The sequence below is a fragment of the Pedococcus sp. P2_E2 genome, from assembly GCF_056403955.1.
This window is the reverse complement of record NZ_JBFUEM010000001.1, coordinates 1,088,642-1,102,198: the sequence shown is the minus strand read 5'-3', so window position 1 is coordinate 1,102,198 and position 13,557 is coordinate 1,088,642. Positions and strand designations below refer to the sequence as shown.

Sequence of the window (13,557 nt, the reverse complement as noted above, 5' to 3'; positions counted from 1 at the left end):
GTCAGGTGGTGGCTGGCTCGACCTCGGAAGCCTCGGCGGCGGCCGCCTCGTCACCCGACTGCTGGGCCTCGGACTGCATCTCGACGGGGTCGAGGTCCGGGTCGCCGATGCCCTGCTTGTTGTGGGCGCCGGCCTGGGCGTGCTTGGTCATCGACTCCAGCTCACCGAGCACCTCCGCGTGCTGGTCGACGCAGAGCACCACGACGTCCCCGGGGTTGGCTCGCGCCATGCAGTGTCGCACCGCGTCCACCTCGTTGAGCACGATCTCCACCTGACGGCAGCGCACGCCCTCCTTGCCGATCTCACCCTTTGCGCCCTCGGCGATGAGGTCTGCCGTCTGACCGGCGGGCCGCCCGCGCTTGCGCTCGTCCTCACGGACGACCACGACGTCGAAGTGGCGAGCCGCGAGAGCGCCCAGCTCACGCATGTCGTCGTCGCGACGGTCACCGGCTGTCGACACCATGCCGATGCGCGACACCTTGCCGAGATCCGACTGGCCGGCCTTCTGGTCGGCATAGCTCTCCACGAACTCGCCGAGCACCCGCATGCCTGGCGCGTTGTGGCAGTAGTCGACGAACACGTCCACGTTGTGCACGTTGACGAGGTTCATCCGCCCGGGGGAGAGGTAGTAGCTCGTGGTGAAGGTCCGCAGCCCCTGGCGGATCTCGTGCAGCCCGGCGCCCGCGGCAAACGCCGCGCCAGCCGCAGCCATGGCGTTGGCGACGTTGAACTTCGCCGTGCCGCCGAAGGTCGACGGCAGCAGGTGGGTCCACGCGAGCTGCATCGAGCGGCGTCCGTGCTTGATCACGATCATGTCGCCGCGGTCGGTGTGGTCGAGGACGACGGCGCGACCGCCACGGCGGCAGTAGTCCTCGATGAACTCGCGGACCTTGCTGCCGGGCGGCTGCAGCGAGAACCACACGATGCCGCCCGAGCACTTGCGACGCATCTTGCGGACGAGCTCGTCGTCGGCGTTGAGCACCGCAAAACCGTTGCGGGGCACCGCTTCCACGACGACGGCCTTGACGTCGGCGAGCTGGGCCAGGGTGTCGATGCCCTTCATTCCCAGGTGGTCAGGGGCGACGTTGGTCACCACCGCGACGTCGTTGCGGTCGTAGCCGAGCCCTTCGCGCAGGATGCCGCCGCGGGCCACCTCCATCACCGCGAAGTCGACGCGTGGGTTCTGCAGGACCATCCGTGCCGAGCGAGGACCGGAGGCGTCCGCCTTGTAGACGAGGCGCTCGTCGATGACGATGCCGTCGGTCGAGGTCATGCCGACCTTGCGTCCGATGCCCTTGAAGATGTGGGCGATCATCCGCGACGTTGTGGTCTTGCCGTTGGTCCCGGTGACCGCCACGATCGGCACCCGTGAGGGGGAGCCGGGTGGGAACAGCAGGTCCACGACCGGTTTGGCGATGAACTGCGGCTCGCCGACGGTCGGGTGGGTGTGCATCCGGAAACCCGGGGCCGCGTTGACCTCGCAGATCGCGCCCCCCGTCTCGCGGACGGGGGAGGCGATGTCGGGACAGATGAAGTCGATGCCCGCGACGTCGAGCCCGATCATGCGGGCCGCCTCCTCGGCGATCTCGACGTTGTCCGGGTGCGCGTCGAAGGTCCGGTCCACGGAGATGCCACCGGTCGACATGTTGCCCGTGAGGGCCAGCTTGACCATCTGGTCCTTGGGCGGCACGTCGTCGAGCTCGAAGCCCTGGTCCCGCACGAGTGCTGTGGCCGCGTCGTCGACCTTGATCCGGGTCAGCACCTTCTCGTGGCCCACTCCACGGCGCGGATCGGCGTTGGTGATCTCCACGAGCTCGGCCACTGTGTGGCTGGCGTCGCCGATGACGTGGGCGGGCACGCGTTCCGCGATGGCCTGCATCTTGCCGCCGACGATGAGGCAGCGGTAGTCGCGACCCGTGACCAGCGACTCGACGATGACGTAACCACGCCGCGACTCGCCCTCGGCGATGACGAAGCTCGCGCGGACCTGCTCCTCCGTGGTCAGGTCAAGGCACACACCCCGACCGTGGTTGCCGTCCAGCGGCTTGACGACCACGGGGTAGCCGATCCGCTTGGCGGCGGCCACTGCGCCGTCGGCCGTGCGCACGGTCTCCTGCTTGGGCACCGGGAGCCCGGCAGAGCCCAGCAGCCGGGTGGTCATGTCCTTGTCGCCGGCGATGTCGACGGCCAGGGCACCGGTCTTGGAGGTCATGGTCGCGCGGATCCGCTGGGCGTGGACGCCCTGGCCGAGCTGCACGAACGAGGCCGCGTTGAGCCGGATGTAGGGGATGTCGCGCGAGATCGCTTCTTCGAGGATCGCACCCGTGGACGGGCCGAAGGCCGTCCGCTGCGCCCGCCTCAGGAAGAGGTCGAGCTCCTCGGCGAAGTCGAACCCTTCCTCGGCCTGCACGAGGTGGTTGACCAGCCGCACTGCGAGCACACCTGCGGCCAGGCCGACAGCCTCGTCGGCGTAGTCGTAGATGACGTTGTAGACCCCGGCCTGACCCTTGACCGCGCGTGTCTTGCCGCGCCGCAGGTCGTGCCCCGCCTCCTGCTGGAGCTGGAGCGAGACGTGCTCGGCGACGTGTCCGAGCCAGGTGCCTTCGCGCAACCGCTCGATGAAGCCGCCCTTCACGCCCCGGGAGCAGGTGTGGTTCTCCAGGTTGGGCAGCAGCTCGAGGAGTCGGTCGGTGAACCCGGTCAGCGTGTCGGTCGGGTAGGCCTCGAGCACCCCCAGGTCGACCACCAGGTGGATCGCCGGGCTGTACGACCAGATGTTCCCGCCGCGGTAGACCCGGGACTCGACGATCGAGAGCTCGGGTGCCGGGGGGCCGGTGGGGGTGGGGCGATCTGCCATGGGATCTCCTTGCGGGTCGGGCAGTGCGAGGCGGTGGGTCAGGCCTTGGCCGTCGCGAGGGCCACCGCGACATCGGGGTGCTTCTCGACGAAGTCGACGAGGCGAACCTCGGAGAGGTCGAACGTAGCGCCTGCGGGGAGTGAATGCACCACAGCGCCCGAGACCATCAAGGGGGCACCTCTGCGGGCGTCCGGGGCATCGGACTCGGCGGCGCGGCAGTCGAGGACGAAGGCCACGCCGCTGCCGTGCACGGTGAAGACGCGCCGGTCGCGCACCTCGATCGCCGTGTCCTCGTCGATGCCCACGCCGATCAGGTTGGGCGAGGCGGCGACCATGGACATCAGCCGCCCGTACCGGGAGCGCTGGGCGAAGTGCTGGTCGATGATGACACCGTCGATGAGCCCGAGCCCCGCCGTCAGCTGCCCGTAGCGCTGTCGGGGCGTCACGCCCTCCTCGCCCATCGAGATCATGAACTGGCTCATGATCGAGGCCCCGGCCGACGTCCCGCCGATGACGGCACCGCGATCGTGGGCGCGGGCCAGGGCCTCCCCCAGCGGCGTGCCCGGGAACCGCTGGCTGAGCTTGAGCTGGCTGCCGCCGCTCATGAAGATACCGGTCGCCTGGTCGAGCAGGGCGACCAGTTCCTGGTCCTGGGCGGATGCGCGGTTGGGTGGGTTCACGACCTCGATGTCCGGGGCACCCAGACGCGTGAACACCTCGCGGTAGGAGGCGACGACCTCGTCCTCGAACGACGACGCGGTGGGGATCAGCACGATCCGCGCCCGCCTGCCCCCAGCAAGTCGGACGAACCGGCGCAGGACCGTTGCCTTTCCGACCCGGTCCTCCGCTCCGCCGATGATGAACAGGGTGGGAACCTTGCGGACCGTGCGGCCCTGCGTACTTGCCATTGCGTCAGCCTAGGAGTCAGGGGGTGGGGATCGGCGGAGCGGGGGTCGGCGTGCCGTCCGCCTCGTCCGCCTCCTCGATCTCCTCACGCGTGATCCCGAGCAGGTAGAGCACCGCGTCGAGGTAGGGCACGTTGACGGCGGTGTCGGCCTGCTCGCGGACCACGGGCTTGGCGTTGAAGGCGACGCCGAGGCCGGCCGCCTGCAGCATGTCGAGGTCGTTGGCCCCGTCACCGATCGCCACGGTGCGCGAGAGCGGCAGGCCCGCCTCGGCGGCAAAGCGGCGAAGCGCTGCGGCCTTGCCCGCCCGGTCCACGATGTCCCCGACCAGGTGGCCGGTGAGTATGCCGTCGCGCACCTCGAGCCGGTTGGCGTGGGCGTGGTCGATGCCGAGCTCGCGAGCGAGGTCCTCGACGATCTCGATGAAGCCGCCGGACACGATGGCCACCGTGAACCCGAGTCGCTTCAGGGTCCGGACGAGGGTGCGCGCACCGGGCGTGAACTGGACGGCGGCACGGACCTCGTCCAGCACGCTCACGGGTAGGCCCTCCAGGGCGGCGACTCGTTCCCGCAGGCTGTCGGCGAAGTCGAGCTCTCCGCGCATGGCGGCGGCAGTCACTGCCGCCACCTCGGCCTCGCGGCCTGCGTGGCTGGCCAGCAGCTCGATGACCTCGTCCTGGATCAGTGTCGAGTCCACGTCCATCACCACCAGACGTCGACCGCGGCGCGCCAACCCGCCGGCGGCCACCGCGATGTCGAGGCCGTGGACGCTGGACTCGAGGGCGAGCTCACGCCGCAGTCGATCGACGTCAGCACCGGAGACGTCGAACTCGACCGTGGTGACCGGATAGCGCGACAGCCGACGAATGCGGTCGATGTTGGCACCGTGCGAGGCGATGCGTGCCGTGATCGCGGCGACGCCGCTGGCCCGCAGCGGCGCCCCGAGGACGACCACAGCGGCCCGCCCGCTGCGCCGGTGCATGCTGTCGCCGGTGCCGACCTTGATCTTGACCTTGAGGTCGAGGTCGCGGCCCACCGACGTCAGGACCGAGCGCAGTCGCGCTTCGGCGTCCCCCGCCGACAGCAGCATCGCCAGCGTCAGGTGCCCACGGACCACCACCTGCTCGAGGTCGAGGACCTCCGCGCCGACGTCGGCGATGGCGTCGAAGAACGTGCTGGTGACGCCCGGCCGGTCCTCACCGGAGATGGTCACGAGCAGCGTCTGCGCGGTCAGCTCGGGCACGGCTCCAGACTATCGACGCCGGTCAGCCGCCCAGGCGGGAGTCTCGCCATGCGACCAGGTCCCGCACCCCCGGTGTACAAGCACCACATAGATAACGGTGAGATATAGATCTAGTCAGTCATGCTCAGTCATGGTCATGGACCGGCATAAGGATCTATGTTCCTCGAACGCGTCCGGAGCGACGGGCGTCAAAAGGGGAGCGGCATGCAGCGCATCATCAGTCTCGTCATCGTGTCAGTCGGGCTCGTCTCCGGCGTGAGCGCGCCCGCCAGCGGAGCGGAGGCGCCAGACCTCGCGGCCGACATGGTCGTGGCGCGGACCGGCCAGCTCGGCGAGGGTGTGCCAAGCGCCGGGCTGAACAAGGGCGGCCAGGCAATAGCGCCTGCTAGAGGCCTGCGGACGTGGGCTCAGGCCGACGGCGTCGGGCTGAGGCTGGTCGCAGAGTTGCCGCAGGGGCGCACCGACGGCGTGTTCGAGAACGTCATCCCGGAGGCTTGGACGATGGCTCCGGCCATTGACGGCACGCTCGAGATCAAGAACGAAGACGGGGTCACCGAGGGCCACGTTGAGCGTCCGTGGGCGGTCGACGCAAAGGGTCATTTCCTGAAGACGCGCTTCGTCGTCGAGGGCCGCTCGTTGCGCCAGGTCGTGGACACCAAGGGGGCGGCGTTCCCGATAGTCATGGATCCGTGGGTTACAGCGGGCTGGTGGTACTACACGCCGATCTACTACGTCGAGATGTCCTGGTCAGAGACGTGGCAGCTCAAGAACTTCATGGACACCAACTCGAGCCAGATCCCCGGGTTACTGTGCGGCTTCGTTCCCACGGCCACCGCCAAGATCACCTGCGGCGCTATATACCTGCTGGTCAAGGACGACGTGAAAAGCACTGTGAACACCGCCATCCGACTCAAGAAGTGCTACAAGGCCAGGATGCCGGCAACGGGTGGAGCCGCGTCGCTGCCGGCATACGATTCGTACTACAAGACCTGTAGGTCCTGAGAGGGGACGCATGCCAACCCGTAAGGAGCTGCGCCGTGAGGCACTGGTGCTCGTCATCATCCTGACTATTGCCGTCCTGGCGCCGCTGGTCCAAGGGCACGAGCCAGCCCGGGACAGTGAGGTCCTGACCCTGGCGGTCGGGTGGGTGCTCGTGCGGTCGTCGGTGCTTGGCGCTCGTGCCATCCGTCGCAGGCGACACTCATGAGCATGGCAACGGCGGTGCCCGTCAGGCTGATCGCCGACCCCGGTCAGCCGCCCAGGCGGGAGTCTCGCCATGCGACCAGGTCCCGCACGGGCCCGAGGTCGTACTTCGGACCACCGATCCCGACGGTGAAGAGCCGCGTGCCCACGGCATACAGGGCTTCCGCGCCGGCGGCGTAGTCGGCGACCTGCTCGGGGTGGCGACCCGGCCTGGCGGAGACGCCGGCAGACCGCTCGATCTCGCTGGGGTCGCGCCCGATCCTGGCGCACCACTCGTCGAGGACGGCGTGCTTGTGGGCGATCGTCTCGGGCCCGCCGAAGCCGTGCCAGATGGTCGCGTGCTCGGCGACGATCTTGAGGGTCTTGCGTTCGCCACCCCCACCGATCAGGACCGGGATGTCGCGCGTCGGCGCCGGGTTCAGCTTGGCCCACCGCTGCTTGACGAGCGGCAGGTCGCGGGCGAGGTTGTTCAGCCGTCCACCGGCCGTGCCGAAGTCGTAGCCGTACTCGTCGTAGTCCTTCTCGAACCAGCCCGAGCCGATGCCGAGGATCAGCCGACCCCCACTGATGTGGTCCACGGTTCGGGCCATGTCGGCGAGCAGCTGGGGGTTGCGGTAGCTGTTGCAGGTGACCAGGGCGCCGATCTCGACGCGGGACGTCGCCTCGGCCCAGGCGCCCAGCATCGTCCAGCACTCGAAGTGCTCACCGTCCCGCCCACCGTAGAGCGGGTAGAAGTGGTCCCAGTTGAAGACGACGTCGACGCCGATCTCCTCGGCCTCCGCCGCGGCCCGGCGGATCGACGCGTACTCGGCGTGCTGTGGCTGGAGCTGGATGCCGATCCGGATCGAATGGTGGGCGTCCGTCATCCGGTGACTTCCTGGAACTTGGCGATGACGGTGAGTCCTGACTCGGTGACCATGAACCCGCGCTCCCGGTCCTTGTCGGGGTCCACCCCGATGGTGGTGTCCTCGGGCACCACGACGCCCTTGTCGATGATGGCCCGCTTGATGACGCAGCCGCGTCCGACCTCGACACCGTCGAGCAGCACGCTGTCGTCGATCGTCGTGCCGCTGTGGATGTGGCACCGCGGAGACAGGACCGAGTTGGTCACGGTGGCACCGGAGATGACGACACCGGGGGAGACGGCGGAGTTGTGCGCCTCCCCGAACTTGCCGGCAGCGCCCTGGACGAGCTTGGCAGGGGCGAGCGGGCCGTAGTCGGTGTAGATCGGCCAGTCGTAGTTGTAGAGGTTGAAGACGGGGTGGATGGACACCAGGTCCATGTGCGCCTCCCAGTAGGAGTCCATCGACCCGACGTCGCGCCAGTAGGCCTGGTCGCGTGGGGTTGCACCCGGGATGACGTTGTCCTTGAAGTCGTAGACGTAGCCCTCGCCATTGTCGACGAAGTCCGGCACGATGTCGCCGCCCATGTCGTGCTTGCTGCCCGCTCGGTCGTTGTCGCGGGTGACGGCGTCGACGAGGACATCGGCGTCGAAGACGTAGTTGCCCATGGAGGCCAGCACCTCGTCGGGGGAGTCGGGCAGGCCCTTGGCGTCCTTGGGCTTCTCCTTGAAGGCCGAGATCTTGCGCCGGTCTGCGTCGTCGACCTCGATGACCCCGAACTGGTCCGCCAGCGAGATGGGCTGACGGATCGCGGCCACGGTCACACCCGCACCGGTCTCGATGTGCTGGGCCACCATCTGGGAGAAGTCCATGCGGTAGACGTGGTCGGCGCCGACCACCACGACGATGTCGGGCTTCTCGTCCGTGATCAGGTTGAGGCTCTGGAAGATCGCGTTCGCTGACCCGAGGTACCAGTTCTTGTCGACGCGCTGCTGCGCAGGCACGGGCGCGACGTAGTTGCCGAGCATCGTGGACATCCGCCAGGTCTTGGTGACGTGTCGGTCGAGGCTGTGCGACTTGTACTGCGTCAGCACGACGATCTTGAGGTAGCCGGAGTTCACGACGTTGCTCAGGGCGAAGTCGATGAGCCGATAGATCCCTCCGAACGGGACAGCTGGTTTTGCCCGGTCAGCGGTCAGGGGCATCAGTCGTTTGCCCTCTCCGCCGGCGAGGACGATGGCAAGAACCTTGGGAACCCCGCGTCGATAAGGCATGGTCCGACCCTAGGCAATCCGCGCCCTCGCGGCGACCCCACTGCACGACTAATCTCACGACCGTGAGAGTCGACATCCTGACCAAGGAGTACCCGCCCAACATCTACGGTGGCGCGGGGGTGCACGTCGCAGAGCTGGTGCGGGCGCTGCGCGACCGCGGCGACATCGATGCGCGGGTCCGAGCGTTCGGCGAACCCGTGTCGGAGGAGGGCACCACGGGGTATGCCGACCTGCCGGACCTGGGTGCCGCGAACGCGGCCGTCCGGACGATGGGCGTCGACCTGGCGATGGCCGGTGACTGCGTCGGTGCCGACCTCGTGCACTCGCACACGTGGTACGCCAACTTCGGCGGGCACGTCGCGTCCCTGCTCGGGGGCATGCCCCACGTCGTGAGCGCCCACAGCCTCGAGCCGATGCGCCCGTGGAAGGCCGAGCAGCTCGGTGGCGGCTACCGCGTGTCCTCCTTCATGGAGCGCACGGCCTACGAGGGCGCCGACGCCGTCATCGCCGTGAGCGAGGGCATGCGACAGGACGTCCTGCGCAGCTATCCCTCGATCGACCCCGAACGCGTCAAGGTCGTCCACAACGGCATCGACTCCCAGCTGTGGCAGCGCCACCGTGACGACGACACGGTCCGTCGGCACGGGGTCGACCCCGACGGGAAGTCGGTCATCTTCGTCGGCCGCATCACCCGGCAGAAGGGCCTGCCGTACCTGCTCAAGGCAGCCGCCCAGCTGCCACCCGACGTCCAGGTGGTGCTGTGCGCCGGGGCGCCGGACACCCCGGAGATCATGGCCGAGGTGACCAGCCTCATGGACGAGCTCAAGGCGACGCGTGAGGGCGTTGTCTGGATCCCCGAGATGCTGCCGCGCGGAGAGGTCGTCGCACTCCTTTCTGCTGCAACGGTTTTCGCCTGTCCGTCGATCTACGAGCCATTGGGCATCGTCAACCTCGAGGCGATGGCGTGCGAGCTCCCGGTCGTCGCCACGGCGACGGGCGGCATCCCCGAGGTCGTCGTGGATGGCGAGACCGGCTGGTTGGTGCCCATCGACCAGAAACAGGACGGCAGCGGCATACCCCTCGATGCGGACCGGTTCGTCGCGGACCTCGCCGCAGCGTTGACCGACGCCGTCAGCGACCCGGCCAGGGCCGACGCCATGGGGTTGGCCGGGCGCAAGCGGGCAGTCGACTCGTTCTCCTGGGCGACCATCGGGGAGCGGACCAACCAGGTCTACCTCGAGGTGCTGCGCCAGCGGATGCTCCAGTCCTGACCGCACCCGTCGGCGGCCGCGCCTAGGAGACCGGGGTGGCCACCCTTTCGTCTTCGGTCGTCGAGGTGCCCTCGGCTGTCGGGGTGTCCCCGGTCGTCGGGGTGTCCTCGGTCGTGGGGGTGAGGTAGGCGTGCACGAGGGGAACGGCCGACGCCCCCTCACCACTCGCCGAGGCAACCCGCTTCATCGAGCCCGCCCGGATGTCGCCGGCGGCGAAGATGCCGGGCACCGTGGTCGCCAGATTGGCCGGCGGCACGTCGTCGACCCACTTGCTCCGCGGCACGTCACGCCCGGTGAGCACGAAGCTGTGCTTGTCGCGAGCAAGCTCGGGCGGCAGCCAGTCACAGCGCGGTTCGGCCCCGAGCAGCAGGAACAGACCTCGCGCCTGCTTGGTCGTCCTCTTCCCGGTGGTGATGTCCTCGAGGCAGAGCCACTCCAGCTGGCCCTCACCACCACCGTCCACCACGCGGGTGCAGGGCAGCACCGTGATGCGCTCGTTGTAGGCCATCTCCTCGATGAGGTAGCGCGACATCGTCTCCTCGAGCCCGACCCGACGGACGACGATCGTCACCGACCTCGCGAACCGAGCCAGGTGCAGCGCTGCCTGCCCGGCGGAGTTGCCACCTCCCACGACCACGACGTCGTAGCCCTCCATCTCGCGGGCCGCCGTCATTGCCGCCCCGTAGTTGACGCCGGCGCCCACCAGTGCGTCGAGCCGCGGGACTCCGAGCCTTCGGTACGCCACCCCGGTGGAGATGATTACGGTCCTGGCCCGGACGTCGCCCCCACCGGTGCGCAGGAGGTGGGGAGCCCCGTCGGTCCCGGGCTCCAGAGCAGTGACCTCCCAGCCGGTCAGGAACTCGGTCCCGAAGCGCAGGGCCTGGTTCCGTGCGCGCTGGGCCAACCTCATGCCTGAGATGCCGCGGGGGAAGCCGAGGTAGTTGCGGATCATCGAGCTGGTGCCGGCCTGCCCGCCGATCGCCTCCGCCTCCAGCACCACGACGGACAGTCCTTCCGACGCTCCGTACACGGCGGCGGCGAGTCCGGCCGGGCCGCCACCGACGACCGCCAGGTCGACGACCTCGTCGAGCTCGAAGGTGCGCGGTGGGCCGTTGACCGCGATCGCGACGTCGCGGACGCTCGTGGCCTGGATCGGTGTCCGGTTGGCCGCGGTCACCACCGGCCAGCGCAGCTCGTCCACGCCGAGCTGCTCGCGGATCCCCGCGAGGTAGTCCTGGAGCGCCGGCTCGTCGGGATGCCACACCCGGTTCTGCATGCCCATCCGGTCGAGGAAGTCGCGGATCGCCATGGTGAGCGCGTCCTGGGTCGGCGAGATGACCTTGGCGGCCACGACTTCGGGCTGGGGGACGGTCGAGGTCCACTCGGACAGCAGGTCGGTGATCGCGTTGTGGAACTCCTCGTCGCGCTTGCCACGCGGCATGAGCAGGTAGGCGTCGTACTTGCCCTTGGCCATGCCGGCCCGGAGCCCGGGGGCATCCGCCAGGAAGTACTCCCACGGCGCGGCGACGACGCGGCGGGCAGTGGGCACCACGAGGCGCCAGCGGTGGAAGGCCTCGTGGACGCTCTCGACGTCCGGCAGCCGCGAGTCCGTCACGAACAGCGCCACGTGGTCACCCCGGTCATGGATCTCGCGGGCGATGGACTCGGCCTCGCCACAGGAGCCGGCGGTGCGCAGGTCGTAGTCGCGCTGGTACCGGCTCCGGAACTCCTCGAGCAGGGTGTCGGCATGGTGCTCGGACACGAGGATGATTGCGGGGTCGAAGACTGCGGGGTCCGCCATGCCGTCCGAGTCTAGTTGCCGGAACGGACCCCTCCCAGTGGTCAGGCTGGTCGCCATCCGGCCAGCACCGCACACGCGGCGTTGGTCGCGTCGGCGAGGGCCCGCTCGGAGGCCCGTTGCAGGCGCAGCAGGACGCGGTGCCTCGACGACGCCTCGGCCGCGGTCAGGGCCCCGTCGCCAGCGCGGAGCGCGACGTCGACCACCGAGTCGATGGTGCCCGCGAGGGCGATGACGCGCGCGGCCCGGCCCGGCAGGGCGGGTGGCAGGCCCCAGCGACCTCCGAGGGCCGCGTCGGCCAGCGTGCGGGCCGCACCCGCCCCGAACGGCTGGCCGCCGATCGCGTCGATCGCCTCGGTTGCCGCGCGGATCTCCTCACGCAGGTGGCGCTCGAGTTGCGAGGCCTCGAGCGCCTCCACCCGGTGGCGCGGCACCGGATCTGCGTCGTATGCCGTCCAGTCCACCCGGGTGCCTACGTCCAGACCTCCTTCGGGGCCGCCGCCATAGGTCGAGATCGTGGGCACGAGAAGCCCTCCCAGGCCGGGAACGAAAACGCACTCGCCGCCCGCGGCGGCCGCGCCCTGCGCCTCGACGGAGGCACCCGGCATACCCACGAGGTCGCCGGGGGCCGGCAGGGCGACGAGCAGGGCCCGCTCACCGAGGTCGTGCCACAGGTCCAGGCGGTCGAGGTCACCGGCGACGTGGTCGATGTCGGGAAGGGCCTGGGCGATCGAGCGCTCCAGCGGGGTGCCCGTGGCCCACGCGTGTGTCGTCCACAGCGAAAGGCGCACGCACGCAGGGAGTTCGGGCATCCCGCCAGCCTAAGCCGATAGGGTCCCGTCCCATGAGTGACGTCCTTGAGTTCGCAGGAGTGAGCGTCGTCCGGGGTCAGGCGACCCTGCTCGACGACGTCTCCTGGGAGGTCGAGGAAGGGCAGCGCTGGGTCATCCTCGGCCCCAACGGAGCGGGCAAGACGACACTGCTCCAGCTGGCCGCAGCGCGGATGCACCCGACCCGCGGCGTGGCCGGTGTGCTGGGCGAGGTGCTCGGGGCGGTCGACGTGTTCGAGCTGCGACCCCGCATCGGGCTGGCCTCGGCGGCCCTGGCCGAGCGGATCCCGTTCGACGAGATCGTGCACAACGTCGTGGTGACCGCGTCCTACGGCGTCGTCGGCCGGTGGCGGGAGAGCTACGAGACGTTCGACCACGCTCGGGCGTCCGAGCTGCTGGTCGCCCTGGGGGCCGACCACCTGGCCGACCGCACCTACGGCACGTTGTCAGAGGGGGAGCGCAAGCGGGTGCAGATCGCGCGCGCCCTGATGACCGACCCCGAGCTGATGCTGCTCGACGAACCTGCCGCCGGGCTCGACCTCGGTGGCCGCGAGGACCTCGTCCGGCGACTGGGCGTCCTCGCAGGCGACCTGGAGGCGCCGGCCCTGATCCTGGTCACCCACCACGTCGAGGAGATCCCGCCCAACTTCACCGACCTGCTCCTGCTGCGCGAGGGACGGATCGTCGCGCAGGGTCCGGTCGAGATCACCCTCACCGAGGCCAACCTCTCGGCCACCTTCGGCATGCCCCTGGAGCTGGAGCGTCGAGGCGACCGGTGGACGGCGCGACTGCGTGTCGACGAAGGAACGTCCGAGCCTCGCCCGTCGTCCTAGAGTTACCTGACCACTGAGAGGGAGGGGTGTCATGGACTGGTTCGCGGAGAACCCGTGGCTCGCGTGGCTGGGGGTGGCGCTGATCCTGGCGGCCATCGAGGCCGCCACGGTCGATTTCGTGTTCCTCATGCTGGCCGGTGGTGCACTGGCTGGAGCGGCGACATCGGCGATCGGGGTCGCCTTCCCGGGTCAGGTGATCGTCGCCGTCGTCGTCGCAGGACTGCTCCTGCTGCTGGTGCGCCCGATCATCACCCGGAAGTTCATGGTCGCCGAGGCCAGCCACGGAATCGGCGCGCCCGGTCTCGTCGGCCGCAGCGGGAGGGTGCTGCAGGCCGTCACCGCGACCGACGGTCGCGTCAAGGTGGGCGGGGAGACCTGGTCCGCACGCACGCCGCAAGGCGGCGACCCATGCCAGCCCGGCCAAGAGGTCCGGGTTGTATCCATCGAGGGGGCCACCGTGATCGTCACCGGCATCACGGCGGGTCAGAAAACGGAGTAGAC

General features: G+C 69.4%; 12 protein-coding genes. 5 read left to right on the top strand and 7 right to left on the bottom strand.

Going from position 1 to position 13,557, the window contains the following annotated elements:
* Position 1 precedes the first annotated feature (1 nt).
* From cphA to serB, 3 genes are read right to left on the bottom strand one after another with little or no spacing between them, the layout of a single operon-like run.
* The gene (cphA, locus tag AC1DWR_RS05240) at positions 2-2,857 is read right to left on the bottom strand and encodes a cyanophycin synthetase (protein WP_477612864.1); all 2,856 of its coding nucleotides are present in this window, start codon (positions 2,855-2,857) and stop codon (positions 2-4) included.
* Between the two features lie 38 nt (positions 2,858-2,895).
* Positions 2,896-3,765: a cyanophycinase gene (locus tag AC1DWR_RS05235; RefSeq protein WP_477612865.1), complete on the bottom strand. Its 870-nt coding sequence runs from the start codon at positions 3,763-3,765 to the stop codon at positions 2,896-2,898.
* A 16-nt stretch (positions 3,766-3,781) separates the two neighbouring features.
* Positions 3,782-5,005, bottom strand: a complete 1,224-nt coding sequence (gene serB, locus AC1DWR_RS05230; protein WP_477612866.1) for a phosphoserine phosphatase SerB — start codon at positions 5,003-5,005, stop codon at positions 3,782-3,784.
* A 204-nt stretch (positions 5,006-5,209) separates the two neighbouring features.
* On the opposite strand from serB, the gene AC1DWR_RS05225 reads away from it, so the two are divergent.
* Both AC1DWR_RS05225 and AC1DWR_RS05220 read left to right on the top strand, forming a co-directional pair.
* Positions 5,210-6,007, top strand: a complete 798-nt coding sequence (locus tag AC1DWR_RS05225) for a hypothetical protein (RefSeq protein WP_477612867.1) — start codon at positions 5,210-5,212, stop codon at positions 6,005-6,007.
* Positions 6,008-6,017: 10 nt separating this feature from the next.
* Complete coding sequence (locus AC1DWR_RS05220) at positions 6,018-6,212, top strand: hypothetical protein (RefSeq protein WP_477612868.1); 195 nt, start codon at positions 6,018-6,020, stop codon at positions 6,210-6,212.
* A 43-nt stretch (positions 6,213-6,255) separates the two neighbouring features.
* Here AC1DWR_RS05220 and AC1DWR_RS05215 read toward each other — a convergent pair whose 3' ends face one another.
* Both AC1DWR_RS05215 and glgC read right to left on the bottom strand, forming a co-directional pair.
* Positions 6,256-7,074 carry an LLM class F420-dependent oxidoreductase gene (locus AC1DWR_RS05215; protein ID WP_477612869.1) on the bottom strand — a complete coding sequence of 273 codons (819 nt, stop codon included), beginning with the start codon at positions 7,072-7,074 and terminating at the stop codon, positions 6,256-6,258.
* Positions 7,071-8,324, bottom strand: coding sequence for a glucose-1-phosphate adenylyltransferase (gene glgC, locus AC1DWR_RS05210; RefSeq protein ID WP_477612870.1), 1,254 nt, complete (start codon positions 8,322-8,324; stop codon positions 7,071-7,073). Before glgC ends, AC1DWR_RS05215 begins: the two co-directional genes overlap by 4 nt.
* A 62-nt stretch (positions 8,325-8,386) precedes the next feature.
* Here glgC and glgA point away from each other — a divergent pair, with 62 nt between their 5' ends.
* A complete protein-coding gene (gene glgA, locus AC1DWR_RS05205) occupies positions 8,387-9,595 on the top strand; it encodes a glycogen synthase (RefSeq protein ID WP_477612871.1) in 1,209 nt (402 codons plus the stop codon).
* Positions 9,596-9,617: 22 nt separating this feature from the next.
* Here glgA and AC1DWR_RS05200 read toward each other — a convergent pair whose 3' ends face one another.
* Both AC1DWR_RS05200 and AC1DWR_RS05195 read right to left on the bottom strand, forming a co-directional pair.
* Entirely contained in the window at positions 9,618-11,396 is a 1,779-nt protein-coding gene (locus AC1DWR_RS05200) for an NAD(P)/FAD-dependent oxidoreductase (RefSeq protein ID WP_477623795.1), read from the bottom strand.
* A 41-nt stretch (positions 11,397-11,437) separates the two neighbouring features.
* Positions 11,438-12,205, bottom strand: coding sequence for a hypothetical protein (locus AC1DWR_RS05195; protein ID WP_477612873.1), 768 nt, complete (start codon positions 12,203-12,205; stop codon positions 11,438-11,440).
* Positions 12,206-12,237: 32 nt separating this feature from the next.
* On the opposite strand from AC1DWR_RS05195, the gene AC1DWR_RS05190 reads away from it, so the two are divergent.
* On the top strand, positions 12,238-13,056 hold the full coding sequence (locus AC1DWR_RS05190; RefSeq protein ID WP_477612874.1) for an ABC transporter ATP-binding protein: 819 nt from the start codon (positions 12,238-12,240) through the stop codon (positions 13,054-13,056).
* A 31-nt stretch (positions 13,057-13,087) separates the two neighbouring features.
* Positions 13,088-13,555 carry an NfeD family protein gene (locus tag AC1DWR_RS05185; protein WP_477612875.1) on the top strand — a complete coding sequence of 156 codons (468 nt, stop codon included), beginning with the start codon at positions 13,088-13,090 and terminating at the stop codon, positions 13,553-13,555.
* The last annotated feature ends 2 nt before the right edge of the window (positions 13,556-13,557 follow it).